Raw genomic sequence first — 23,875 nt, forward strand, 5'->3', positions numbered from 1 at the left:
TATGAAACTATCATTCTTATATTCATCCATACACAGTCGTACATACGTCATTCAGCTTCCTGCAGGTAAGTTTCCTACAGGAAGCTGAACAACGAAATTCGTGTACAGCTTTGCTTTCAACGCATTTGACTACGACTACAATCTCCTATTCATCAATGAACCTATGACGCAATAGATAATCTATTATAACATGATTTCTTCTTCAAAAGCTTCTTTACGCACCCCGGGTGCAATTTTCCAAGCGAACCGAATGTCTGCCATTTCGTTCCACGGCTCCATGGTAGTCATTTGCAAACGAAGACCTTCCAGCGATCCAGCATGAACCTCATAGCCCTTGAGCTGCTCCAAATCCTTCCAAAGCTTCGCAACCTCATCTTGAAGCCTTCGCTTATCACCGCTGTAATACGCAGCTTGGATATCAGGTAATTGCAGAGGCTTCCCCGGCAGGCTCCAGTAGTTATTGACGATCAGAGATGCCAGTGCGAATACACCGCGAGTGATGATGGGTGACGCCAACCAACTTGGCAATGTACGGTACTCGAACCCCCCATGAGACTTCTTGCGGAAGTCTCCCAGATAGCCATATCGCGGGCGACGACCGATCGTCGATTCTCCCTCAATCAGGATCAGCGGAAGCGCGAGATAATTATCCAGCGCACGCAGCAGATGCCCGTTCATCCAGCAGCGGCTGAAGTGGATATGTCCGCCTAGCGGGTAGCCCCGCACGGGCATCCCGCCCGAAAGCCAGGCGAGGCTGTCATCGGTGATCTTGCGCGCGGCGAGCCCCATGGTCGCTCGTACATTCTTCGCTAGCTGCAACGGGTCCACGCTGGGCTGCGGGCGCAGCTCAGCCAGCGGCAGAATCACGCGATGTCCGCTTAGCACGATGGCGTCGCTGCCGACGGGGCCATCCCGGGTTAGGAAGCGGTCGGCGAAGACGACCTTGCCCTGCGGGTTCACGAGCAGGAACTCGGGATCGCAGCCGAGCATCGCTCGCTCTTTCCGTTCCAGCTCTTTCGCAAGCGATTGATCATAGTGATCGATCGCCTGCGCGAAGAGCTGTACCAGTCGCCCGTTCAGCTTCGGAACGGGATCGACATCCAGCACGAGCGTATGCCCGCTTGGCGTGATGCCGATAGTAACTAGGCCATAGTCTAAACCAAGGGCATAGATGGCTTTGACCGATTCACGGCTCGCCCTGCGGGAGTGGAAGTTGATCTGTCCTGGGGTAACTTCTATGTAATCAGCATTCACACCCAATTGTCGTTGATTCTGCAGTGATTTCTCCGAAAGCAGGAGAGTCTCCTTTTTCTCATAAATAAGAAGCGTTTGAAGATGAAAGACCGCCACTTTATATTTATGCGTAAAAGGCTCTGGGTCCCTATTCCCTCTTGCAGTGGCTTGAGAAGCTCTTGTTTTCATCCCGTGCAGCTGTAACAAGGCATCCCGCTTCCTTCGATTCTGTGCGCGCATGATCGCTTTAATGGGCTGCAGAGCAGGTTGGTGCGGGTATTCATCATGCGCCGCTCCCCAATGAATAATCATCCGACCCTGCCAGTTCTCGGGAAGCCTACTCCCACTTGGAATGCGGATGCGTTCTGCGAGCTCGCGCGCATCTTTCTCCTGTGCGTGCAGTAAGAAGGTTTCCAAGCTAACACCCCCTCATATCTACTACTTCTAGAGCATTCAAACGTGAATGCCCAAATGTGCGAATACAACAAAAAAGAGGGCAAATGCCCTCTGCCGAACCTCTTTAGCCCGCATATAATGGCGTATAAGATTCCTTAATCCAGTTCATCCTCGAGCAGGTCGGCGTCCAGATCCTCAAAATCACCATCGCCACTGTCATCGAAATCCACATGCTTGTCGTCGAAGTCATTGCAGCCGTTGGTGCAAACGACTACACAGACTTTCGTCTCGGCAATGAGCTCAACCTGGAACTCGCGTTCCACCCGAATGATGACGCTGTCGCCGCTTGAAGAGATGCTGGCCTCTACGCAGTTCGGCTCTTGCGTTGCGACAGCTGATACTTCGGCTGTCGTCGGCTTATGTTTTTTGTCCAAGTAGCTTAGTCCAACGATTTCTACATACGATACGGTTTCTTTTGCTACGTCTGTTTTGGTGTTACGATCGTAAGAATACCAGATGTTGATATCGTAAGTACCAACTACCTCTACGCCCTCTCCAGAATGGACAGCCTCGAATTGGTTATTAATAATCCAAGCGCCCAAAATACTGGTTGGAGAATAAGGCGGAGTCACGGTATGACTTACATGAGAAAATTTGCGACCTTTACCGCAGACAGCCTTTGTAATGATCTCTCTGCATTGCAAATCTTTATCTAATGACATCCTTTCAACCTCCTCCATACAATCATTCATTACAAGTGTATGCAGGACATTAGTCTAGAGTGACAATTATTTTTATACTTTTTTATTTATTTAATATACTGATTTCTGTCAGAGTCAACCCGCTTCAGGACGGTGTTTTTTTTGCTTTTTGGCAATGGCTAGATAGTGCATTAACTCTCTGTTAAGCTGTAAAATCGCTGATCTGACTTCAAATTCTTCCCTACTTTCAGGCAAGGGCATTTCCTTGTAACGCATATTCAGCTCTTGCAACTCTTTCTCTGCATCCCCTGTATAATAGTCTTCCTTCACAGTTTGGCTAATATCTTCGAAGATCTTAGCGACCCACTCTCCTTGCGGTAAGGTTTGGTACACCTGTGCGACAAGATCAATCATCCGGTGAATCGAATCCAACTGCTCGCCTCTCATGTAGAAATAGACGCGCCAATAGGGATCCCAGCCAAAAAGCAAAGTATTTTCCATCGAACGTTTCGCCAAGCTAACGCCTCGATCAATTTCCTCGCTGACCTCTAGCAGCTCTTTCCCATCCCAAATCACCGTATTATCCCGAAGGTGCTTTGCTATGTTAACAAAAATCTCAGAAAATAATCCCTCGATTTTTTGTTTATGCACGGTAAGTGCGCTGTCAGCCTTCGGCATATAAGCAATATTGATAATCGTTGCTGAACCTAGTCCAATGACTAGCAAAAGTAATTCATTAAGCACCGCTGCCCAGTCCGCAGATTCATATGCAAAGAGATGCAGCATCACGACGGCCCCAGTTACAGCCCCCTCCGTAATCCGCAGCCGAACAAGAACTGGAAACACGATAAGAATAAACAAGCTAACGACCCAAATATGGAACCCGAGCACGTTAAATAAGACCGAACCGATCAGCAGCGCCAGAATCGAAGCCGCGATGCGGTGAAGGGCACTTTGTATGCCTTTCTTCTTCGTCACTTCAATGCCCAGAATGGCAAGAAGTCCCGCTGCTCCTGGTGTATGAACCCCTAATATATACGCCAGATACATAGCGATTATGACGGCAACGGCTGTTTTGAGCACACGAAAGCCCATAGTGTTTTCACCTCTTTACAGGTTTATCTATGGGCTCATTATTTCATTTTGCATGGGATTGTGGCAAGCCTTTCTCTATTACCGATGCTTCGTTAGTTTCTTCTCTAGATTGGCTACAAGCTGGTACATCACCGTTGCGACTAATGCAATAACGAATAGGGTAGATATCACTAAGGTGAAATTGAAGACTTGAAAGCCATATATGATTAAGTATCCCAGCCCCTTCTGAGACACTAGAAATTCGCCGACGATGACGCCGATCCATGCTAAACCTACATTTACTTTTAGCGTAGAAACGATGGTTGGAAAAGATGCAGGCAGTATCGCTTTGAGAAATACTTTACGCTGATTGCCGCCAAAAAGCTTCACGACCTTGACGTAGTTCTGATCCACTTCCTTGAAGCTGCCATAAACAACAAGGGTCGTAATAATGACCGTTATCGAAAGTGTTGTTGCAATAATCGAAAGCAATCCAGGCCCAAAACCCACAATAAATAAGGGGCCCAGCGCTACCTTTGGCATACTGTTAAGCACCACAATGTACGGATCCAGCACGCGTGACAGAAATGGCGACCACCAAATGACCACTGCTAATCCCGTTCCAAAAATCGTACCCAGGAAAAATCCGATGATCGTCTCTTCCACCGTCACAGCGACATGAGGAAGAAGCGTCCCGTCGAGCAGCTTCTCCCACAGCAGAAGAAATACCTTCGTTGGATAGCTAAAAAGCAGAACATCAATCCATTTCAATCGTGATGCTAGTTCCCATATGGATAAAAAGAGGAGTAGGATGGCCAACTGGATAAGTCGAACCCACTTCGTCTCTCTCTTCTTCGCTTTCATAAATCGTTGATGTACAGCTTGCTTCAACTCTTCGTTCGTGGTGGGGATTCGGATATGCTCTTTTTCTCGATTATCCATGCTGCACACCCCCAAACTCCTGCCAAATTTGCCGAAAAAGTGCATGAAATTCAGGCAATTCTCTCGCTTCAAAAGGTACAGCAGCCCTTACCGCTTCTGGCATCAAGAAGGACTTGCGAATGCGCCCTGGATTCGGTGCCAGTACAATAATGTGATCACTCATGGCTATCGCTTCTGAAATATCATGTGTGACTAATATAGCCGTCTTCTTCTTGGCTCTCAGCGTCTCGACAACCAAATCTTCTAGTTGCAGCTTTGTCTGATAGTCCAGTGCAGAGAAAGGTTCATCTAGGAGAAGCAGCTCCGGTTCTGTCGCCAAGGTTCGGACAAGTGCGACTCGCTGACGCATCCCGCCCGACAATTGTGCGGGGTAATAGTCTTTGAAGGCCAGCAGACCCATCTCTTCCAATAAGTGAAGCGCTCCTTGCTTCGTCTCTTTCGTCAGCGCGCCTGCGATTTCTAATCCCATACAGGCATTAGCTTCAATCGTCTGCCATGGAAATAAGTAGTCCTGCTGCAGCATATAGCCCACTTTAGGCGAGGGTCCCTGCACATGTTGACCTGCCACTGTGATCTGTCCAGATGTCGGCGGGAGGAGTCCCGCAATGATCGATAAGAGCGTTGTTTTTCCACATCCGCTAGGGCCAATCAGACTGACGAATTCGCCTTTCGCAATATCAAACGAAATGCCTTGAAGGGCAAGCGTTGCTCGCTCCTCCGTTACGTAAATCTGCGTAACATACCCGACCTTCACAGCTGTGTCCATGGCGCCTAACCTCCTCTTATCTCCATCCTGCTGTGACTCCTATTTCCGCTTACAATTATTTCTTCACGTTCGACTTCGCTTTTTCTGCAAAAGAGTTGTTCACCAGTTTACTCCATGCTACTTTCTCTTTCAGTTCTCCAGCTGATGTCATGACATCAAGCAAATTGTTCCATTCTTGTTCATCCACAATGCCGTCCGTAGCGAAGGAACCTTGATCCTTATAACGCTTCACGACATTTTTCACAATCGCCACATCGATATCTTTAAAATAAGGCAATACCGCTTCGGTAATCTCATCCACGTTCTTCGCGGCAACCCATAGCTGTGCCCGTTGAATCGCATTCGTAAACTTCTGAACCGTGCCCGGGTTGGCTTTGATGAAGCTTTGCTTTGACATAAACACGGTATACGGCAGGTGTCCGCTCTCTACACCAAAGGATGCAAGCACATAACCCTTGCCTTCTTTCTCAATGATCGACGCCTGCGGCTCGAAGAGCTGCACATATTCCCCTGTACCTGAAGCATAGGCCGAGACAATGTTGGCAAAATCAATGTTTTGGATTAACTGCAAATCCTTCTGCGGATCGATGTTGTGCTTTTTCAGCGTAAACTCGCCTGCCATTTGCGGCATTCCGCCTTTACGTTGACCGAGGAATACCTTCCCTTTCAACGCATTCCAATCCAACTTATCCACTTTGGTACGGGCAACCAAGAAGGTTCCGTCTGTTTGCGTAAGTTGCGCAAAGTTGATCACGGGATCATCCGAGCCTTGCTGAGACACATAAATCGATGTTTCCGATCCTACAAGGGCAACATCAATGGCGTTCGATAGCAGAGCGGTCATCGTTTTGTCGCCGCCTGGCGTTGTTGTCAGTTCCACTTCGAGCCCTTCGTCTTTGAAAAAGCCCTGTGATAACGCCACATATTGCGGTGCATAGAACAAGGAACGCGTCACCTCACCAATGCGCACCTTCGTTGTTTCTTCTGTTTTGGTTCCACACGCTGAAGCTATTAAGCTTAAGAGTAGAACGACGGATAACGTGAATCCCCATTTCTTTCGATTGTTCATGAGACGTCCCTCCGATTCGAATTGTACTGTATCCTATGCAGGAGCCCAGACGTCGGTTAATGGTTCTTCCAGAAAAGCTATTGGAGTTGATAAAATTTGGGATTAATGACGAATCTGGGGATGTGTTTGTGTTCGTTCGCAAAGACTAGTTTAGGGATTGGTCGGGTTTCGAGCGGGTTCCGAGCGTATCGTGAGCCTATAGCGAGGAGAATTAGTGAAATTGGCGACTTCTCAACGAGCAAAAGTGCAAATGTGCAACCTTTTGATGCTATTCGAAGTAGCAAATGAGGAATAAGTGCGAAAGTGCAACAATTTTTCAATAATTCCCCCCTCTAGGCCTAAAATCAGTAAAAGAACTGCATATTTGCATCAATTCACCTCAAACGAACGAAATGTGATGTGAAAAGATGCATAATCGCAACTTTTTGTGCGGAGGGGGAGCTGTATGGGTGCGGGAAAAGCAATTATCGCGGCGGGGTGGCAGTTTGGGAGATAGCAGACAAGCAGCAACACAAAAAAACAGCTTCCCCGACGGATTAACCGTCATAGAAAAGCTGTTTTCCAATACATACTATAGCCACTAAGTGCTTAATTGCTAAAAACCACTAAATCCCATACACTTCCGAGTATTTCTCTTCCAAATACGCCACTAGATATTCCGGATTTAACGGTTCGCCAGTGACTTGTTGGATAATTTCGTTCGGCGTCAGCAGCTTGCCATGCTGGTAAACCTTCTCGGATAACCATGCTTTAATCGGTGCGAGGTTACCTTCTGCAATCAAGCTGTCGAAGTTAGGCAGCTCTTTGCGAAGTGTGTTCGTGAATTGCGCCGCGTACATATTCCCAAGGGCATACGATGGGAAATAGCCGAACGCACCGCCGGACCAGTGCACATCCTGAAGGACACCCTCGCCATCATTCGGTGGCGTAACCCCCAAATACTCTTCGTATTTGGCGTTCCACGCCGCGGGTAAATCCGCTACAGCGAGTGTACCGCTGAATAACTCTTTTTCGAGCTCATAGCGAATCATGATATGTAAGTTGTAAGTAAGCTCATCTGCTTCAATACGGATCAAAGATGGCTCAATATGGTTAATCGCACGATAAAAGTCATCTACACTGACATCATCAATTTGCCCGCTAAATGTCGTCTGAAGCTCGCCATAATAACGATCCCAGAATTGTTTGCTGCGGCCAATAACATTTTCCCAGAAGCGGGATTGCGATTCGTGAATGCCCATGGAGGTACCTGAGCATAGATTGGTCCCAACAAGATCAGTGGAAATATTTTGCTCATACAGCGCATGTCCACCCTCATGAATGGTCCCGAACAAAGCCGAAGTGATATCATTTGGCAAATAACGCGTCGTAATCCGCACATCGCCTGGGTTCAACGCCGTCGCAAATGGGTGCACCGTCTCGTCCAGACGACCAGCGTCGAAGTCATACTGCATTTGTTTCAAAATAGAAAGTGAGAATTGCTTCTGCTTGCCAATATCAAATTGTTGGTCCAAGAAGGTACGATTCGGCTGATTCGCCGAAGCCGCAATCCGCTGAAGCAGTGGAACTGCTTTTTCCCGCAAGGTTCCGAATACTTCGTCTAGCTTCTCTACCGTCATCCCTGGCTCATACATATCCAGCAATGTGTTATATTTATGCCCTTCATAGCCCCAAAGCTCAATAAATTCCTGTGTTGCCGTCACGATTTTCTCCAAATAGGGTTGAAAAGACGCCCAATCCGAATTATGCTTCGCGCCTTCCCATGCGGATTCCGCTTGCGAAGTTAAGACGACATAAGCTTGATATTTCTCAGCTGGTATTTTTTTGCTGCGATCGTATTCTTTTTTGCATTCCTGCACCATTTTGCGGGAAATCGGGTCTAGCTGCTCCAGCTCGGCTGGCTGCATGAAGAAATCGACATAACCGCCCATCTCATCTGACGTGGACATCCGAAATACCTCGGTGGAGAGCTCACCGACAACCTCAGAACGCGTCTCGATCCCTTTTTTGGGAGCACCTGTCCGCATGTCCCAATAGATCAAAGAGATTGCCTCTTCGTACTGCTTCATTTTACGAACATAAGCTTTGAACGATTCCAACTTGGCATTCACAACACCAACACTCATGTGCTCATCTCCTTAAAGTTTTTCGTTAGAAAAACTAACTTCGGAAGCATTCGCTCCCAAATGTTTCAATATTTATCATACTTCCAAAGGGGGCTAGAATCAAATATCGATCAATTTGTGGTAGAATAAGGAGAAGTGCCATGAATTCCGCTGTTTTGCGCAGTAATTTGAAGGAGATGACATCCATGAACATCACGTTTACCGATACAGCAACACAACGACTTACACCCTTTATGGAGCAAAATAATACGTTACTGAAGCTGGTTTTTGACACCGAAGGCTGCGGATGTTCCGTCAATGGCGTACCTACGCTGTGGTTAGTTTCTACGGCAAATACCGATGATATTTCCGCTATGACAGATACCTTTCCATTGATTTATAAAGCGAAGGACGAGATTTTTTTCGAGGAGAAAATGAAAATCGACTTCCACGAGGGAAATAAATCCTATATACTGAAGAGTAATAATCAGATTTACAATGCGGGTATGAGCTTAGTCGATAAACGTTAAAGCTGCAAAGAACATAGACATGCAGCATCAAATTACCTGGAGGGAATACCATGTCTTTGATTAATGAGATCTTGAGCTACAACAAGGATTTCGTAGAAACGAAGCAATATCAGGAGTTTCTAACCACGAAATTTCCGGACAAACGAATGGTTGTTGTTACGTGTATGGATACACGGCTAGTCGAATTGCTGCCAAAAGCGATGAATCTTCATAATGGGGATGCCAAAATTCTTAAAAATGCCGGCGCCATTATCTCGCACCCCTTCGGTAGTCTCATGCGCAGTATTATTGTCGCTGTCTATCAGCTGGATGCCGATGAAGTATTCGTCATTGGTCATTACGATTGCGGTATGACAGGGCTTAATTCTGAAAGTGTCATTTCCAAAGCGAAAGACAGAGGCATATCCGACGATGTCATTGAAACATTAGGACATGCTGGCATCGATCTAAAGCGTTGGCTAACTGGCTTCAATCATGTTCGCGAGGGCATTGAGAAAAGTGTAAATATTATTCGGAATCATCCCCTTCTTCCCAAAAATTTACCCGTTCACGGTCTGATCATAGATCCAGAAACGGGTCGCTTAGATCTAGTAGACGCAGCTTATGCACCCGCACCTGAGCTGCTATGAACAAATCAAAAAGAGATGATCCAGATTTTATCTGGATCATCTCTTTTTTTTGTAACCGATTATGGGTTAATCGTTTTGATCAAACGTTTCGCATCTCCGCTCGGAGTAGATACAACTTCATAAATGTTGATGTACGCTCCTGAATTAACTTGATTTGATCTCACAGTGCCGAAATCGATATATTGAACTCCCGACATAATTTTTTGTTGACCCGTGAATAACATTGATTTAGAAGTTAACAATCTTCCTTCCGTATCAACGACCTCGAATAAGAGCGAGGAGAAATTCGCATCCGTGATCACTTGAGCTTGTCGTTCAACATCCAAATCTAACCGCAAATTATACGTAAACGATGAATCTCTGCTATACATTGTGCTTAAGCGGTACTCGTCGAAATTAATCGTATATGGATATACAGAAATTGCACCAGTTGCTGAAACGGGTTGCACTGCCGCTTTAAACGAACCCATTGCCAAACGATTCGTATCGTACAGATGAAGCGCAAGCTTATCTGCATCCTCAACATCCGGCACCATGTACGAGTAACTTAACACATAACTCGTGTTAGGTGCTATGCTTTTCGCCACATTGGTTTGTCTAACGCCAGCGTATGTGTATCCCTCTTCGTTCGTCAAATCCGTCTGGAAATCCGGCAAAGCGAGTGTCGAAGTCCCTTTATTCGTTAGCTTATATTTCGCAACGATGGTCTTATAACCGAAGTCGGAATTCACACTCATTCCAAACTCAACTAGGGACATATCGATGTTAGAGTCGATGCTATTCGTCGAGCTAAGTTTAAAGGAATCTCCGATCTTATACGCTTGCGCAGCAGCATAAGATGTTGCTTCACCAGCAACGCTAGCACCAGAGAGTGAAGTAATGGAAACTGGCAGGGATGCCACTTGTTTCGTGCTATCCGCGCTGCCTGCAGCAACGTTTGGTGCCGTTGTGGAGGCGGCAGCACTTTGTTTCTCAAGCACAACCAACTGCAAGCTTTCCGCACTTAGCGAAGCAGGTACAACGCCTTGGAAACGGAATGTTGTCGACTCATTCGGAGATAAGTAGGATGAACGCGACGCATTATCACTGGATGTCACGCCTACATTGCTGCTAACCGCCTGGAATTCAGCGGACAAGCTAGGAACCGTTACGATTCCTTCACTCTCGTTCGTCAACGTCACGTTTGCTTGAACGTGCAGTCCGTCCGATTGTTTAATGGCTGATGCCCATGAGGTCGAAATGACGAGACCGTTCAAATCTGCGCGATCATCGGTATTCGGGTACGCCACTTTGTCGCCAATTCCAATGACTACGAACGATTTCGCTGCGCTCAACGTACCTAGAACCGTCGTTTTCACCTTGCCTTTAGGTGAGAATAACAAGGATAACTTATGCGTATCTAGGGAAGCGGGTACTGCTGCTTGCAAGGTTACGGTTACAGGTTGCTCAGGAAGCAATGTGCCTAAACTCGTAACAAACTGAGCACCGTATGTCAGCCCTTTGCTATCTTGGAAATTAAGTTCAAGACCCTCTGGCAGCTTCAGGCTGGAGCTGCTTTCGTTAGCCAAGGTTAGATCCGCGTAGACCATCCAAACGCCATCTTTATACACTTTATAACTTTGTCCAAGCTTAGCGGTTACTAAAGCATCCTCAGCCAATGTGGTGTCAATTTCTTTTAAATTAATAACAGCTTGTTGTTGAGGGGTTTGACCCGCTTCAATCATTGCTGATTCGACCGAGAGCGCACCGATATCCGAAGTGGAATTATAATTCCATTGGAAAATGTCGACCTTCAAGTCCGCGGCTGAGAGATTACTCGGAATTTCGGAAGTAAATTTAAATGTCCCCGTCTCCCCTGCCTTCACTCGGGCAACCACTTTCTCATTCAGTTTCGCAGTGTACGTAATGCCACTTGAATCAATGACCTTCACCCCATAGTTGTTGAAATCAACCGTGGAGTTACTATGATTATTCAAGCCTAGTGAGAAGCGAAGTGAACCATCATCAGCACCTGCCGATAAGGTCACTTTATCTAATGTGAAATAGACGGAATCACTGAGAAATACACCTTCCTTACCTGCAAAAGCTGAAGTTGCCAGTGGAAGTGTTAGGAAGCTTGCAGCGGTTAGCAATAGTGCCGAACGGCTGAGTAGACGTTTCATCTTACGTTGTTGGTTCACAGGGAGTCCTCCTTGTAGTTAAAATTTAGTCAGAACGTAATGCGTCAATCGGACGCAGCTTGGATGCTTTGTTAGCTGGATATAATCCGAAGACCACACCAACTAATACCGAGAATAAGAAGGAATAAAGGCCTACGTCAAAGGAAAGACTCGTTGATTGCTTCGGACTAAAATAGGGTAATGCATATGAAAATCCGATGCCGATGAGAAGTCCAATTAAACCGCCCATACCACTGATCACAACCGCTTCCACCAGGAATTGAAGCAAAATATTTCGACGCTTAGCGCCAATCGATTTGCGAATCCCGATCTCGCGTGTACGCTCACTTACGGTAACGAGCATGATATTCATGATCCCAATTCCACCTACTAGCAGTGAAATTAAGGCGACCGCCACTAATTGATTCGTAAGTGTGTTGGTTGCTTCAGTCCGTGCTTTCAATAGTTCGTCCTGATTGGTTAATACAAAGCCTGTATCGCTTTTGAACTTATAGGTCAGGTACTGTTTCATCGTCTCTTGAGCTGTATAAATATCGTCTTTGGTAGGTGCTTCGACATACGTTGTTCGTATTTGTCCCAGCTTGAATTGACGTCTAGCGGATTCTAACGGCACGATGACAGAGCTATCTACGGAAGCTCCCCCAATGTTAGAACCCTTTTCTTTGAGTGTTCCGATGACGTTGAAAACAACACCATCAATGTTGATGTTTTCGCCAACTGGATCTAATGTCCCAAAGAATTTTTTCGTCACTTCACTGCCTAGAATAGCTACATTAGAACGAAACTCAAGATCCGTTGGCGACAAATTACGACCTTTATCAATATTTGCTTTGATGATGTCGAAATAGCGATCATTCGTTCCGAGCACATTGTATTTTTCCTGTGTACGATCATATTTGATGTTAGACCCGTTCTTAGACATCGTCGGAGCAATCGATTTGAATTCTGGGAAATTCTCGAAATTCATGAGATCATCATAGCTCAACTGTGTCGCGCGCCCGTTCCCCGTCGCAGTAACGACGAGCAAATTGGTTCCCATGTTCTCGTATTGCTTCGCGATTTGCTCCGATGTTCCTTGCCCAATGGAAACGAGTGTTACAACAGAGCTTACGCCAATAATGACGCCAAGCATGGTCAGAAATGTACGCAGTGGACTCGAAATGATCGTCCGAAGCGACATCCGGATCAGTTCATTTAGCTTCATACGCTCACCTCTTGCTGCAACATAGCCGTCTTCGCATCGTTTCGATAATCATCCACGATGACACCGTCTCGAAGGGCAACGACACGTTTCGCATTGTCCGCAATGTGATGATCATGCGTAATGAGGACAATCGTATTGCCTTGTGCATTAAGCTGTAGAATTAGCTCCAACACTTCTTCACCTGTTCGGGAGTCTAAGGCCCCCGTTGGCTCATCCGCTAGGATCAACGAAGGCGAAATAGCTAATGCTCGCGCAATCGCTACCCGTTGCTGCTGTCCGCCTGACAGTTCGCTCGGTCGATGATGACCGCGATCTCCCATGCCCAGCATTTTCAACATCGCATTTACACGTTCCTTACGTTCTTTCTTGGAAAAGCCTGCGTAGATCATCGGCAGCTCTACATTCTCCATTGCCGTTAATCGTGGAAGGAGATTAAATTGTTGGAAAATGAAACCAATCTTTTGGTTGCGGAGCTCAGCAAGGGCATTATCACTCATATGCTCCGTAACGACCCCATCCAGCGTATAGCTGCCAGAGGTCGGGATGTCTAGCAAGCCGATCGTGTTCATGAGCGTTGATTTACCGGAGCCACTTGGTCCGATAATAGCGACGAAATCGCCATCGGCAACGGTAAGCGATATGTTACGCAGAATGGGAAGATCTTCCTCACCGCGTCTATACGTTTTCGTTATATCTTTCAGTTCAATGATATTCATACCGCAATAGCTCCTTTCAGGGCAGCATTATCTTGTACCGGCACCGCCGCCGCCACCGTTAACCCGTTGAACATTACCGCCGCCGTTACCGCCAGCCCCACCGGCTCCACCAGCGCCACCAGCGCCACCTGCACCGCCGCCTTGGAAGTTACCGCCACCAAAACCACCCGCACCGCCAGCACCACCAGCACCTTGCTGGAATTGCTGTCTTAAGCGATTAATATCGTCTTGGCTTAAATTTTGCTGTCTTTTCACAGCAGCAGGTAGAACGACTTTATCGCCTTCTTTAAGTCCATCCGTGATTTCAATTTGTGTTGTAGAGCGAATACCAATCTTCACTTCATGTTCTGCCTCTGTGGTTCCATCCGCTTTTTTCACGCTTACAACACGTTTACCACGTTGCAGCTGAAGCGCCTCTGGCGGGATATAAAGAGCATCCTTTTTATCTTGAATTAAAATTTCACCTGTGGCCGTCATCCCGTATTTCAATTGATTATCTCTGTTTTCTGTTGCCAGAATAACGTCATAGAATGTGACTCCATTCGTTGTTGTACCGACTGTGGAAACTTGCATCACTTCCGCCGGGAATACGCGTCCTGGGAAGGAATCGACCTTTATTTCCGCCTTCATCCCAACTTTAACATTAGGAAGATCCAGCTCATCGACTTGAACGGGCAATTGCATTTTGGCAAAGCTTGCAACCGTACCGAACTGTGTACCGCTGCTAACCTTCGTTCCTGGACGGAAGTTGCTTAGAATATCAGCTTTTTTATTCACGAAATCTGTGGAGAATACGCCGTCGAAAGGCGCCAGGATTTTCAAGGAATTTACTTTTTCTTGTGCCGCATCAACCTTCAGCTTTTGACGCTCAAGAGCTGATTGCGCCGTAACAATATCGTCGTCCAGCGTATCATTTAAGAAACTCGCAATGAGATCACCTTGATGAACGATTGCGCCTGTTTTGAATGGTAATGTAGATACATTACCCGTTGTTCCAGCAAGTACTGTAGCTACTTGCACGTACTGGAGTGTTGCTTTGCCTTGTGAATCCGCTGTGCGTCCGCCAATTGTAGCGGAGCCCATGACATTCATGCCAGCATCCATGGAATTGTCATTTGTGATTTTTATCTCAATATCGAACAATTTGCCGCCTTTACCATCGGACTTAGGGTCTTTGGAAATCGCCGAAATCGTCCCTGTTTTGGTAATCATGAAACCATCCACAGTAATGTCGATGATATCACCTTTATGTAATTGGGAAGCATCCTCCACGAAAAATGGCAGCGTAACAGTTAGCGTACTCGCATCACCAATTGTAGCTATTTTCGTTGATTTATTAATTGTTGAGCCCAACTCAATATTCGCATATGTAATTTTCCCGCTAATAGGTGCTTTGACTCCCATAAGCCCCTTCATCTGCTCTTTCGTGCTCAAATCTTTCGCCATCTGCTCATACGTCTGTTTGGCATCCTCTAAATCGTTCTCAAGGTTTGAGCTTGTAAGTTCAATCAGAACGTCGCCTGCCTTAACCGCTTGATTACGAGTCAAGTTAATCGATTTGATATTCGCATTTTCCGTAGCTGTGATCGTTTGCGTATCCTTCGGCTCAAATTGGGCAGTTCCCGAAACCGAAGAGCGAATGGTTCCTTTTTTTACATCAACCGTCACTTCTTTCGTCTCGGCTGTCTTTGTCTTCTTGCCTTTGGCTAAATACACATAGGAACCACCAGCACAAACGCAAATTGCCACAATCACGATGAACCATTTACTGCGAAAAAATTTCATTCTGATACTTCCCCCTTAGCATTTGTACACTTGTACGTTACTTTACGACTTCGAGACCAGTAATTCGATTAATTGCTGCTCAACGCTGATCCCCAATCCGCGTAAATCCGGAGATGACGCATCGTTGTTGGCATACGCTGAGACACCACCTTCTACCTGGCGCTCGAACTTCCTCTTTTTCTCGAAAGCGTTTACATAACGCTCCCGCTCCGCTGCCGACAACTCTTCCCTATGCTTGTACATTCGTTCGGTCATACGCAGCTTCACTTGCTTCGATTGTTCGTCCAGATAAGCTTTCTGCTCGTTCGTTAATACTTGGATGACTGCTTTTCGTTCGGATTCGTCAATGCTTCCTTCTTCCTCACTCTTGCGAACAATCGGCAGAATTGCGTGAGATTGCTCTATAGTCAACGCTAGTAAAGGTTGGCGATCCATCACGATCAATCCTTGAAAAAGCATGACCAACTGTCGTTCTCTTTGGTTCTGAACATCTTCAGCAGAAGGAAGCTCTTGAGCAACTAGTTCCGATGCAGGCGTAGTCAGGCTCAGAGAAACAGAAGGACCAGCTTGTCCAGTTCCCTGCCCGGTACAACCGGCTAACAAGAAGGTCGTGAGGGTTACACACAGTACGCAGTTGCGTGTATAGCTCAACCTACAACACCTCCAAATAAGAAAAACCTATCCTTCAGCAACAGGATAGGCGAAAAATATGTATGAAGTATGAAATAATTGTGACGAAATTGTGAATCCTTAATTATTTCTCGGGAATACAATCCGAAACTCCGTGCCTTCCCCAATCCGGGAGCGGGCTCCAATTGTGCCATTCATCCCCGTGACAAGATGTTTCACGATCGTTAGACCAAGTCCAGTCCCCGAAATACCATCCGATTGGGATGTTCTCGCCTCATCGGCCTTATAGAAGCGATCCCAGATCCGAGATAGTTCTGTAGCGTTCATCCCAGTCCCTGTATCTCGAATATACAAATGGATTTCCTTCTCATGCTCTTCCAAAGCTAGCGTCAACGTCCCCCCTTCAGGGGTGAATTTCAACGAATTATACATTAAATTATGGATGATTTGAGCGAAGCGATCCGGATCTAATTGCACGATACAACCGTCCCCATTCTCTTCTGGCACAATGAGATGCAGAGATATGTGCTTCTCCGCAATAGCGGGCTTCAAGAGCTCAAGCGAGTCCTCCACTAATTCGATGATATCCACAGGACGTAATCGAAATACATCAACCCCATTTTGGATCTGAGCAAGGTCCAAAAGGTCCGTTACCAGACGTTGCAAACGCTGCACCTCTTGATCACAAATACGCAAATAATGCGGGTATTTCTCCTGCGGGATAATGTGATCATTCATCGCAACGATGAATCCGCGCAACGTCGTCAGCGGCGATCTGAGCTCATGTGAGACATTGGCCAGAAATTCTTGCCTTGTCTCTTCCCACTCCTCCAATTTCTCCACCATAAAGTTAAAACTTCTAGCTAGTTGTCCAACCTCATCCTGTGAAGTGACGGGAACACGCGTCTTGAAATCCCCATGGGCCAGCTCCAAAGCAGCGCGATTCATCTGTTGCAGCGGCCCAGCAAGCTTACGGGATACGATGAACAAAATAAAGCCTACCGCTAAGAGAGAGAACAGGAGCGGGAAAATGATGTTCAACCTTACAGCAGAAATGACCTCCCTGATATCGCCTGCAGGGAAATGCAGAATAATGACCATCGGCTGTGCGTTTAATTGATAAGGCGCGTAGTAAGCGAATAGGTTTCTTGTGCCCTCCGGCGTTTCCAAGCTTATCATGCTATGCCCGGTATGCCCATGCAGACCATCTATAAACAAGGTATCCATCTGCTTCGGAATCGCTCTACCCTCACTGTCCGATGAGCCGTTGGTAATGGTTCCTTTCTCATCAACAAGCCAGACTTGCCCATTAATACTTCTAGCAAGAATACGCACCGTAAATTTAAGCTCACGTGTTGAAATCGTACCATCCTGAACCGAATTCAATAAACGGATAATCTCTACATTCCGTTTCTCCAAAAGCTCGATTTTATCTTTGTAAAAGAGATCCGTAAAATAATAATTCCAAAAAACGAAAAGGCCAATAAAGAAGAGCACACAGGTCGCGAGAAAGGAGAGGAAAATTTTAATATATAAGCTATGGTATTTCCCCTTGACCCAACGCTTAAGCATGCTGAACAACCTCGAACGAATACCCAATGCCCCAAAGGGTTTGAATATTCCAGGTCTCATGCTGACCTAGCTTCTTTCGAAGATTTTTCACATGAGCATCCACCGTACGTGTGCCACCCGTAAAATCAAAATTCCAAACATACCCGAGCAGATCCTCGCGCGTAAATACACGACCAGGATTACTCATTAAGAAAAACAACAGCTCGATTTCCTTAGGGGTCAACTCGATTCGATTGCCTCCAACGGTTACCCGATATTGCTCCAAGTCGATCATGATATTGCCTATTTCCAACCATTTGCGAGATGAGCTCTGCGGCCCAGACATATCTGTAGGCAGTTGCAAGGTTCTACGGAGCACAGCCTTAATACGGGCAATGAGCTCATTCGGATCAAAAGGCTTCACTAAATAATCGTCGACACCCAAATTAAAGCCCCTCAGCTTGTCCAGAGACTCGCCTTTCGCAGTTAGGAAAATAATCGGTGTGTGATGATAGGGTGCATCCATGACTCGAATTTGCTCACACAGCTCGTAACCGGAAATATCAGGCAGCATGATGTCCAGCAGTACCAGACTAGGCCTCTCATTCATGATGGTTTTGAGAACGTCTCCGCCGCGAAACAATTGAATCGCCTCAAAATTCGAGTGCTCCAGATATAGTCTGACAACCTCAGAAATATTCGGTTCATCTTCAACGACTAGAATTTTGCCTTCCGAATTCATCGGCTATCACCTAATTCCTTTCGAATGACGTGTTGTCTGGCTCTCTCTTCAATCACCTCTGACCGATCTCTTCGCGTGTGCTTATGAATAATCATCTCATCTGACATCCGACTTGGCGCTTGCCAGCTCCACCCTTTTTGCTCACATAATTCCAGACACAAGTTCAGTAGCTCAGGATCAGAAATAGGTAAATTCATATCTTCAAATTGATAGTTTTCGCTCTCAATCGCCTGCCAAGCTTGCTTAATTCGTGCTTGCAGCTCTACATCATCCAAGCCTAACGTGCGAACATCCTCAGCTTGCAGGTTTTTCGACGCACTTTGCAGCATTTTCACAGCCCCTGCGGAATTCCCTCTTCGACTATGGTACATCCCCACGGCAATTTGAATAAGCCCCACATACGTTAGTCTCGCAGGATCCTTAGGATGCTCCTTCCAAAACTCTTCCATCACTTCATGACATTCGAAATAATCCCGCTCTCCGTGAAAATAACATAAATAATCGGTGTATGCCTCTGGATATTGCGTCATATAAATTCCCCTCACCTTAAGTTCATCACGGTTAAACCATTCCCTCTCATGTTACTAAAAAGTCAGGACATCGTCCAACTTCACGCAATTATCCATGAACTTCCATCAAGTCGAAAGCGCAACCAATCTACCATTTCATACGTCCAATAGAGTAGCTTACTAGAAAGAGGCGGAATGAATGAAAATTGGAAAATGGTTACTTAGCGGCACATTACTTCTCTCGATGACTGTGCCCTCAACAGTTCTTGCAGCAAGCAATGGTGTCAATGGCGCTGACAAAACGACGAAATACCGCGTCTACCAGTACAATCAGGTGCTCATGGAATTCGCAACTTATGGTCAAGCAGAAGCCTATGCGAAATGGTTTTCGAACAGCCATGTCGAAGAAATCGGTACGCGTACGTGGGTATGGAGCAATCTCCCTCGTTATCAGGTGTATCAGCAAGATGTTACCCTTCCGGAATGGCAATTCGCCACGTTAAACGAGGCCATCGCTGAAGCTAAGAATTGGACGAACGCGAGTGTGCGGGATTTGCAATCCACAGGTTGGGTTTGGAACAATTATCCCCGTTATCAACTCTATCAAAATGAAATTACGCAAGATGCATGGAAGTTTACGAGTCTTACAGATGCCATTGCGGAAGCCAAAAAATGGGGTAATGCGCATATTATCGATTTGAACTCGAATGGGTGGATATGGGATAACATTTCCCCAGCTGTTAAAAATGCTAACAGTGCTGGCAGTGTGGTATACAACGTGTATCAAGGTACATTTTCAGCTCCAAATTGGGGATTTGCATCCTTAGAGGATGCCATTCATGAGGCACTGAAGTGGGGGAACTCCACGGTCGTCAATATCAACTCCAAAAAAACTGTTTATAGCAATCTTAACATTTATAAAGTATTTCAAAATGACGCCTTTCTGCAGGAATTCACTTCCTTAGATGAGGCCATCAGTTATGCAACGCTTTGGGGTCACAGCGCTATTTACCGGGAAGGTCGTAAGATTTGGAATAACTATGCGTCTTACCAAGTTTATCAAAGCTCCAATCTCATTGGTGAGTTCAAAACCTTACCGCAAGCTTTATCCTATGGGAAGCAATACAGCAATGCATCCATTCAAACCTTGGAGCATCGCATGCTCTGGGATAATTTTAAAAAGCTGCAAGTCTGGGGCTGGAACGGCAGCTCTGGCTCGGAGACGATAAAAACACATGTAGCAAACGCGATCGGGCTAGACGTAGATTCTCCCTCCTATTTTGAGTTGGCGGATGCTGCTGGCAATCTCAAAGATACGTCGAATGCCGACACCGTCAAATGGCTGCAAAAAAACGGCTATACCGTTTATCCATTAGTTAGCAATCAATTTAGCTCCTCCTTAACCACACAGTTCTTAGCAGACAGTGCCGCTCAGGACAAGTTTATTTCCGCTTTGGTGGGCCGCTCTGTACAATTGGGGGTTCCGGGAATCAATGTCGATTTTGAAAGCTTAGCGGGTTCTGATCGCAATGCGTTTACAGGGTTTATATCCAAATTAACTGCCGCTGCGCATGCGAAAGGATTAGTTATTTCCATTGATCTGCCGCGCGGCAGCGTGAAATGGAATCATCTTTCCGCTTTTGATCACGAGAAGCTAGGTGCCATCGTCGATTATATGGTCATCATGGCCTACGATCAGTTCTGGCGCGGAAGCACATCGCCTGGCTCTGTTGCAGGTATTCCTTGGGCCGAAGGCGGCATTATAGAGTTCCTTTCGTACGGCATTCCGCGTGACAAAATCATTCTAGGTATCCCGTATTATGTACGCGAATGGCAGTTGGATGCCAAAGGCGCACTAGTCGGTAACCGTACGGTTCTCATGAAGGACATTCCGGCTTTAATGGCTTCCAAATCTACTACGCAAACATGGGATAATGAGTTTGGTCAATATAAACTCGAGTACAAAGAGAATGGCTTCACTTATGTGCTGTGGGTGGAGAATCAAGCTACGGTTACGGCTCGTATGGACTTGGCGAAAAAGTACGACATCGCAGGTGTCGCGGCTTGGCGGCTAGGGTATGACTCGGCTGATTTGTGGCAGACTGTGTTGCAGAAGAAGTAGGGTTGGGTAGATCAAATGTTTAGTAAACCTGTGGTATATGCAATAAACACCTGAGTTAGGAGGGATCCTTTTCTCAGGTGTTTTTGTTGATACATTTGGTTTATAAGAGTCCCCACTGGCTGAAAGTCGTCTCCGTCCCGCAATCCGCGCAGTACTTGGCATCCGCTTTATTGACCTTATAACAACCCTTATGCAAAAGGGTTTTCTCTTTTGTGCATTTGTTTTTGAGCGGCGCTCCGCAACGTATGCAGTACCTGGCTTCCTTCTCAGCAACGTACTTGCATCTGACACAGGTTTGAAGCTCATTCTTGGCTGTTGCCATACGTTCATCCCCTTGAAGTTCGTTGATACGTTACTTCAAGTATATGTTGATAGTTCCTCTGGTGGTGAATGCCTATGGAAATCTTGGTAAGGGAACCTCTAGGCATAGCCCCCCTCGAAGCATGCTAACGGACACTAGGGACGTTATTAGCTCGAATTCAAGAGTTTTTGAAATCTAACGGACACAGACGCCACTATTTATCAAAATACAGGCATTTCCCGAATCTTTATGCCCAAATAACAGCTCTAGTGTCCGTTAGATTCTGAGGAGTGCCATTACTGATGAAATAACGTCACACATGTCCGTTAGATGATGGATAGTGCTATACCACTCCGAAAAGTATTTTTAACTCTATGTATAAAAAGAGGTCCCTTTCGCCAACCCTATGAGGTAAGGGAGGTGAGAGGGACATGGCAAAAGATGTAATGTGTGAAGTAAATTCCTGTAAATATTGGGCAAATGAAAACAAATGCAACGCTAGCTCGATTTCAATCGTGAGTCACCACGGCAAAAATCAAGCTCGCAATTCAGAAGAGACAGATTGTCAAACATTCGAATCCAAAGTTTAGTTCAAGTAAAAATTGGCAGAGAAGTAAATGTGAGTTTGAGAAGAGGCCTTTATGGCCTCTTTTGTTGTTTCTACGTCTATTCTAACCAATAATGATAATTATTATCAGTGTTGTTGGAAGAAATTTTCAGGGTTTTCGAGATTTTCGAGAAGATATCAAAGCTCTTCAAGGTTCTCGAGGTCTTGAGTCGGCGCTTGGCACGCAAAGTTCTGACAGACATACGCCGTGGGCCGGCCACCAAGCGGCAGCTTGTCTTGTACCAGCGGAATCAGCTGGCGCACCTCTTCCCCTGCCGCCCCCGGCGGGTGAAGAATCAGCAGCGCATTCGGCAGGTACTGCCGCTGCACCGTGCGCAGCATGTGCTGTGTCTCGGGCTTCGCCGGGTCGCCGGCGATCACGATTTCGCAGGCTTCGCCGTATGCGAAATCCAGCGCGGCCAGCGTCAGCGCGTGGCCCGGCGGGTACTTGCTCACAGCTCCGGCGAATGCCTGGAGCTGCTCATCGGCTGCCTGCGACAGCTTCGCGTCGTAGGTTAGCCTGGAAAGCCGCAGCATATTGAGCGCGGCTGCTCCATTACCCGACGGCATCGCGCCGTCGTAGATCTCTTTGGGGCGGGTGAGCAGCTGCTCGGCATCGCTGCCGTAGAAGAAGAGCCCGCCCTTCACTTCGTCTCCGAAGAGACGAAGCATCTCTGCGTTCAGCTGTACCGCTTCACGGAGATAGCGCAGCTCGAACGTTGTCTCGTACAGCTCGATCAGTCCCCAGACGAGGAACGCGTAGTCGTCCACGTAGCCCAGGAACGCCGCTTCGCCATCGCGATAGCGCGCGAGCAAGCGCCCATCTTCGCGGCGCAGCTCGCGAAGCAAGAAGTCGGCGGCCTTCGCAGCAGCGGCCGCGTACGATGGCTTGTCCAAGGCGCGTGCCGCCTTGGACAGCGCAGTGATCATCAGACCGTTCCACGAGGTCAAAATTTTATCATCCTTGCCCGGATGGATGCGCTTTTCGCGATGCGCGAACAGCTTGACACGGGCAGCTTCCAAACGCTGCTTCAGCTCATCCAGAGGGATTTGCTTCCGCCTTGCCACAGACGCCAGCGTCGTGTCGATCAGATTCGGGATATTTTTTCCCTCAAAATTCCCCGACTCCGTCAAACCGTAGATCTCACTATAGAGATCTCCCTCGTCAATCCCTAGAACGTCCTCAACTCCATCCATCGTCCAGACGTAGACCTTGCCTTCCTCGCCTTCCGAATCGGCATCCTCCGCGGAATAGAAACCGCCGCCTAAGTCCGTCATATCGCGAAGCACATACGTAATAATTTGCTCAGCTACCTCGGCATATTGAACTTTTCCAGTCACCAGATAAGCCTCGATGTACGTCAACCGAATATCTGGAAAACCCGAAACCAATGTGATCATACATGTCCCCACGATGCATAGCGTCTAGCGTCTTTTCAACCATTTCAAGTGCTCGCTGGGTCCCCGTTTTCTTATAATATCTTAATAGAAATGACAAGTTATGAGAGGTAGGAAACTTCGGAAAGGTGCCAAACCCACCATTTTCGGCATCAAAATTAGATTCATATAAGCGAAAAGCCTCATGCAGCGTTTCCTCTGTCAACTCGCCCCCGGATTGATGCTCCAGTAATCGACTCGTTGTTTCTGTGATAACCTGCTCACCTAGCTCTCGTACTCGATCAGGATCTTCCCTCCACTTACCTGCAAGCTGTGCAATGATCTCTACAAATCCTGCTCGATTATACTTACGGCTACGTGGAAAATAGGTCCCTGCAAAGAAAGGCTTTTGCTCTGGTGTAAGGAACACCGTCAGCGGCCAGCCACCCTGTCCGGTCATCGCCTGACACACCGCCATGTAGATATGGTCGATATCTGGGCGCTCTTCTCGGTCTACTTTGATGGAGATGAAATCTTTGTTTAGCATATCGGCAATGGTTTGATCTTCGAAGGATTCGTGTGCCATGACGTGACACCAGTGACAGGCTTGGTTTGAATCTGATTATTACTCGTCAACTTTGGGGTAGCGCGCGGTAACATTGCGGTAACAAAACACGATTAATTAGGAATAATAACAGACAACTAT

22 protein-coding genes are annotated in these 23,875 nt (G+C 46.7%); 4 read left to right on the forward strand and 18 right to left on the reverse strand.

The annotated features are described in order from the left end of the window. Positions 1–183: 183 nt before the first annotated feature. From AC58PQ_RS00940 to AC58PQ_RS00970, 7 genes are all read right to left on the reverse strand, one after another. Complete coding sequence (locus AC58PQ_RS00940; RefSeq protein WP_497240127.1) at positions 184–1,650, reverse strand: putative amidoligase domain-containing protein; 1,467 nt, start codon at positions 1,648–1,650, stop codon at positions 184–186. A gap of 134 nt (positions 1,651–1,784) precedes the next feature. Continuing rightward, positions 1,785–2,351 carry an outer spore coat protein CotE gene (locus AC58PQ_RS00945; RefSeq protein ID WP_056620858.1) on the reverse strand — a complete coding sequence of 189 codons (567 nt, stop codon included), beginning with the start codon at positions 2,349–2,351 and terminating at the stop codon, positions 1,785–1,787. Positions 2,352–2,465: 114 nt separating this feature from the next. Further along, the gene (locus AC58PQ_RS00950; protein ID WP_497240128.1) at positions 2,466–3,425 is read right to left on the reverse strand and encodes an aromatic acid exporter family protein; all 960 of its coding nucleotides are present in this window, start codon (positions 3,423–3,425) and stop codon (positions 2,466–2,468) included. A gap of 78 nt (positions 3,426–3,503) precedes the next feature. Further along, entirely contained in the window at positions 3,504–4,268 is a 765-nt protein-coding gene (locus tag AC58PQ_RS00955; protein ID WP_497240618.1) for an ABC transporter permease, read from the reverse strand. Positions 4,269–4,338: 70 nt separating this feature from the next. After that, positions 4,339–5,112, reverse strand: coding sequence for an ABC transporter ATP-binding protein (locus AC58PQ_RS00960; protein WP_497240129.1), 774 nt, complete (start codon positions 5,110–5,112; stop codon positions 4,339–4,341). Positions 5,113–5,167: 55 nt separating this feature from the next. Continuing rightward, a complete protein-coding gene (locus AC58PQ_RS00965) occupies positions 5,168–6,181 on the reverse strand; it encodes an ABC transporter substrate-binding protein (protein WP_497240130.1) in 1,014 nt (337 codons plus the stop codon). A 605-nt stretch (positions 6,182–6,786) separates the two neighbouring features. Continuing rightward, positions 6,787–8,307 carry a carboxypeptidase M32 gene (locus AC58PQ_RS00970; protein ID WP_497240131.1) on the reverse strand — a complete coding sequence of 507 codons (1,521 nt, stop codon included), beginning with the start codon at positions 8,305–8,307 and terminating at the stop codon, positions 6,787–6,789. Between the two features lie 140 nt (positions 8,308–8,447). Between AC58PQ_RS00970 and AC58PQ_RS00975 the strand changes: the two genes are divergently transcribed. Further along, positions 8,448–8,816, forward strand: a complete 369-nt coding sequence (locus AC58PQ_RS00975; RefSeq protein WP_497240132.1) for an iron-sulfur cluster biosynthesis family protein — start codon at positions 8,448–8,450, stop codon at positions 8,814–8,816. Positions 8,817–8,866: 50 nt separating this feature from the next. Beyond that, entirely contained in the window at positions 8,867–9,445 is a 579-nt protein-coding gene (locus AC58PQ_RS00980) for a beta-class carbonic anhydrase (protein WP_497240133.1), read from the forward strand. A 59-nt stretch (positions 9,446–9,504) separates the two neighbouring features. Here the strand turns inward: AC58PQ_RS00980 and AC58PQ_RS00985 are convergent, their stop codons facing one another. The 8 genes from AC58PQ_RS00985 to AC58PQ_RS01020 form a co-directional block, all read right to left on the reverse strand. Further along, positions 9,505–11,625, reverse strand: coding sequence for a hypothetical protein (locus tag AC58PQ_RS00985; RefSeq protein ID WP_497240134.1), 2,121 nt, complete (start codon positions 11,623–11,625; stop codon positions 9,505–9,507). A gap of 25 nt (positions 11,626–11,650) precedes the next feature. Next, a complete protein-coding gene (locus tag AC58PQ_RS00990; RefSeq protein WP_497240135.1) occupies positions 11,651–12,829 on the reverse strand; it encodes an ABC transporter permease in 1,179 nt (392 codons plus the stop codon). Then, the gene (locus AC58PQ_RS00995; RefSeq protein WP_497240136.1) at positions 12,826–13,545 is read right to left on the reverse strand and encodes an ABC transporter ATP-binding protein; all 720 of its coding nucleotides are present in this window, start codon (positions 13,543–13,545) and stop codon (positions 12,826–12,828) included. The genes AC58PQ_RS00990 and AC58PQ_RS00995 overlap by 4 nt, the downstream gene beginning before the upstream one ends. A gap of 27 nt (positions 13,546–13,572) precedes the next feature. Beyond that, positions 13,573–15,330 carry an efflux RND transporter periplasmic adaptor subunit gene (locus AC58PQ_RS01000; RefSeq protein WP_497240137.1) on the reverse strand — a complete coding sequence of 586 codons (1,758 nt, stop codon included), beginning with the start codon at positions 15,328–15,330 and terminating at the stop codon, positions 13,573–13,575. Between the two features lie 42 nt (positions 15,331–15,372). After that, positions 15,373–15,981 (reverse strand): hypothetical protein, encoded by a 609-nt coding sequence (locus AC58PQ_RS01005; protein ID WP_497240138.1) that lies wholly within the window; start codon positions 15,979–15,981, stop codon positions 15,373–15,375. A gap of 99 nt (positions 15,982–16,080) precedes the next feature. Further along, positions 16,081–17,532, reverse strand: a complete 1,452-nt coding sequence (locus AC58PQ_RS01010) for a sensor histidine kinase (RefSeq protein WP_497240139.1) — start codon at positions 17,530–17,532, stop codon at positions 16,081–16,083. Next, positions 17,525–18,253: a response regulator transcription factor gene (locus tag AC58PQ_RS01015; RefSeq protein ID WP_497240140.1), complete on the reverse strand. Its 729-nt coding sequence runs from the start codon at positions 18,251–18,253 to the stop codon at positions 17,525–17,527. The genes AC58PQ_RS01010 and AC58PQ_RS01015 overlap by 8 nt, the downstream gene beginning before the upstream one ends. Continuing rightward, positions 18,250–18,783, reverse strand: a complete 534-nt coding sequence (locus AC58PQ_RS01020) for a DUF309 domain-containing protein (protein ID WP_497240141.1) — start codon at positions 18,781–18,783, stop codon at positions 18,250–18,252. Before AC58PQ_RS01020 ends, AC58PQ_RS01015 begins: the two co-directional genes overlap by 4 nt. 178 nt (positions 18,784–18,961) lie before the next feature. Between AC58PQ_RS01020 and AC58PQ_RS01025 the strand changes: the two genes are divergently transcribed. Then, the gene (locus AC58PQ_RS01025; protein ID WP_497240142.1) at positions 18,962–20,884 is read left to right on the forward strand and encodes a glycosyl hydrolase family 18 protein; all 1,923 of its coding nucleotides are present in this window, start codon (positions 18,962–18,964) and stop codon (positions 20,882–20,884) included. Positions 20,885–20,984: 100 nt separating this feature from the next. Here the strand turns inward: AC58PQ_RS01025 and AC58PQ_RS01030 are convergent, their stop codons facing one another. Beyond that, positions 20,985–21,206, reverse strand: coding sequence for a hypothetical protein (locus AC58PQ_RS01030; protein WP_497240143.1), 222 nt, complete (start codon positions 21,204–21,206; stop codon positions 20,985–20,987). A 410-nt stretch (positions 21,207–21,616) separates the two neighbouring features. On the opposite strand from AC58PQ_RS01030, the gene AC58PQ_RS01035 reads away from it, so the two are divergent. Beyond that, complete coding sequence (locus AC58PQ_RS01035; protein ID WP_477594210.1) at positions 21,617–21,775, forward strand: DUF1540 domain-containing protein; 159 nt, start codon at positions 21,617–21,619, stop codon at positions 21,773–21,775. Positions 21,776–21,930: 155 nt separating this feature from the next. Here AC58PQ_RS01035 and AC58PQ_RS01040 read toward each other — a convergent pair whose 3' ends face one another. Together AC58PQ_RS01040 and AC58PQ_RS01045 are read right to left on the reverse strand one after the other, a co-directional pair. After that, positions 21,931–23,193: a thioredoxin domain-containing protein gene (locus tag AC58PQ_RS01040; RefSeq protein WP_497240144.1), complete on the reverse strand. Its 1,263-nt coding sequence runs from the start codon at positions 23,191–23,193 to the stop codon at positions 21,931–21,933. After that, on the reverse strand, positions 23,099–23,755 hold the full coding sequence (locus AC58PQ_RS01045) for a thioredoxin domain-containing protein (protein ID WP_497240145.1): 657 nt from the start codon (positions 23,753–23,755) through the stop codon (positions 23,099–23,101). Before AC58PQ_RS01045 ends, AC58PQ_RS01040 begins: the two co-directional genes overlap by 95 nt. Positions 23,756–23,875 lie beyond the last annotated feature (120 nt).

It is taken from the genome of Paenibacillus sp. J22P143 (genome assembly GCF_059692035.1).

Coding starts and splice junctions, on each gene's coding strand:
- AC58PQ_RS00945 (WP_056620858.1), bottom strand. CDS start 2,351: ATGTCATTAGATAAAGATTTGCAATGCAGAGAGATCATTACAAAGGCT.
- AC58PQ_RS00950 (WP_497240128.1), bottom strand. CDS start 3,425: ATGGGCTTTCGTGTGCTCAAAACAGCCGTTGCCGTCATAATCGCTATG.
- AC58PQ_RS00955 (WP_497240618.1), bottom strand. CDS start 4,268: ATGAAAGCGAAGAAGAGAGAGACGAAGTGGGTTCGACTTATCCAGTTG.
- AC58PQ_RS00960 (WP_497240129.1), bottom strand. CDS start 5,112: ATGGACACAGCTGTGAAGGTCGGGTATGTTACGCAGATTTACGTAACG.
- AC58PQ_RS00965 (WP_497240130.1), bottom strand. CDS start 6,181: ATGAACAATCGAAAGAAATGGGGATTCACGTTATCCGTCGTTCTACTC.
- AC58PQ_RS00970 (WP_497240131.1), bottom strand. CDS start 8,307: ATGAGTGTTGGTGTTGTGAATGCCAAGTTGGAATCGTTCAAAGCTTAT.
- AC58PQ_RS00975 (WP_497240132.1), top strand. CDS start 8,448: ATGAATTCCGCTGTTTTGCGCAGTAATTTGAAGGAGATGACATCCATG.
- AC58PQ_RS00980 (WP_497240133.1), top strand. CDS start 8,867: ATGTCTTTGATTAATGAGATCTTGAGCTACAACAAGGATTTCGTAGAA.
- AC58PQ_RS00990 (WP_497240135.1), bottom strand. CDS start 12,829: ATGAAGCTAAATGAACTGATCCGGATGTCGCTTCGGACGATCATTTCG.
- AC58PQ_RS00995 (WP_497240136.1), bottom strand. CDS start 13,545: ATGAATATCATTGAACTGAAAGATATAACGAAAACGTATAGACGCGGT.
- AC58PQ_RS01000 (WP_497240137.1), bottom strand. CDS start 15,330: ATGAAATTTTTTCGCAGTAAATGGTTCATCGTGATTGTGGCAATTTGC.
- AC58PQ_RS01010 (WP_497240139.1), bottom strand. CDS start 17,532: ATGCTTAAGCGTTGGGTCAAGGGGAAATACCATAGCTTATATATTAAA.
- AC58PQ_RS01015 (WP_497240140.1), bottom strand. CDS start 18,253: ATGAATTCGGAAGGCAAAATTCTAGTCGTTGAAGATGAACCGAATATT.
- AC58PQ_RS01020 (WP_497240141.1), bottom strand. CDS start 18,783: ATGACGCAATATCCAGAGGCATACACCGATTATTTATGTTATTTTCAC.
- AC58PQ_RS01025 (WP_497240142.1), top strand. CDS start 18,962: ATGAAAATTGGAAAATGGTTACTTAGCGGCACATTACTTCTCTCGATG.
- AC58PQ_RS01030 (WP_497240143.1), bottom strand. CDS start 21,206: ATGGCAACAGCCAAGAATGAGCTTCAAACCTGTGTCAGATGCAAGTAC.
- AC58PQ_RS01035 (WP_477594210.1), top strand. CDS start 21,617: ATGGCAAAAGATGTAATGTGTGAAGTAAATTCCTGTAAATATTGGGCA.
- AC58PQ_RS01040 (WP_497240144.1), bottom strand. CDS start 23,193: ATGATCACATTGGTTTCGGGTTTTCCAGATATTCGGTTGACGTACATC.
- AC58PQ_RS01045 (WP_497240145.1), bottom strand. CDS start 23,755: ATGGCACACGAATCCTTCGAAGATCAAACCATTGCCGATATGCTAAAC.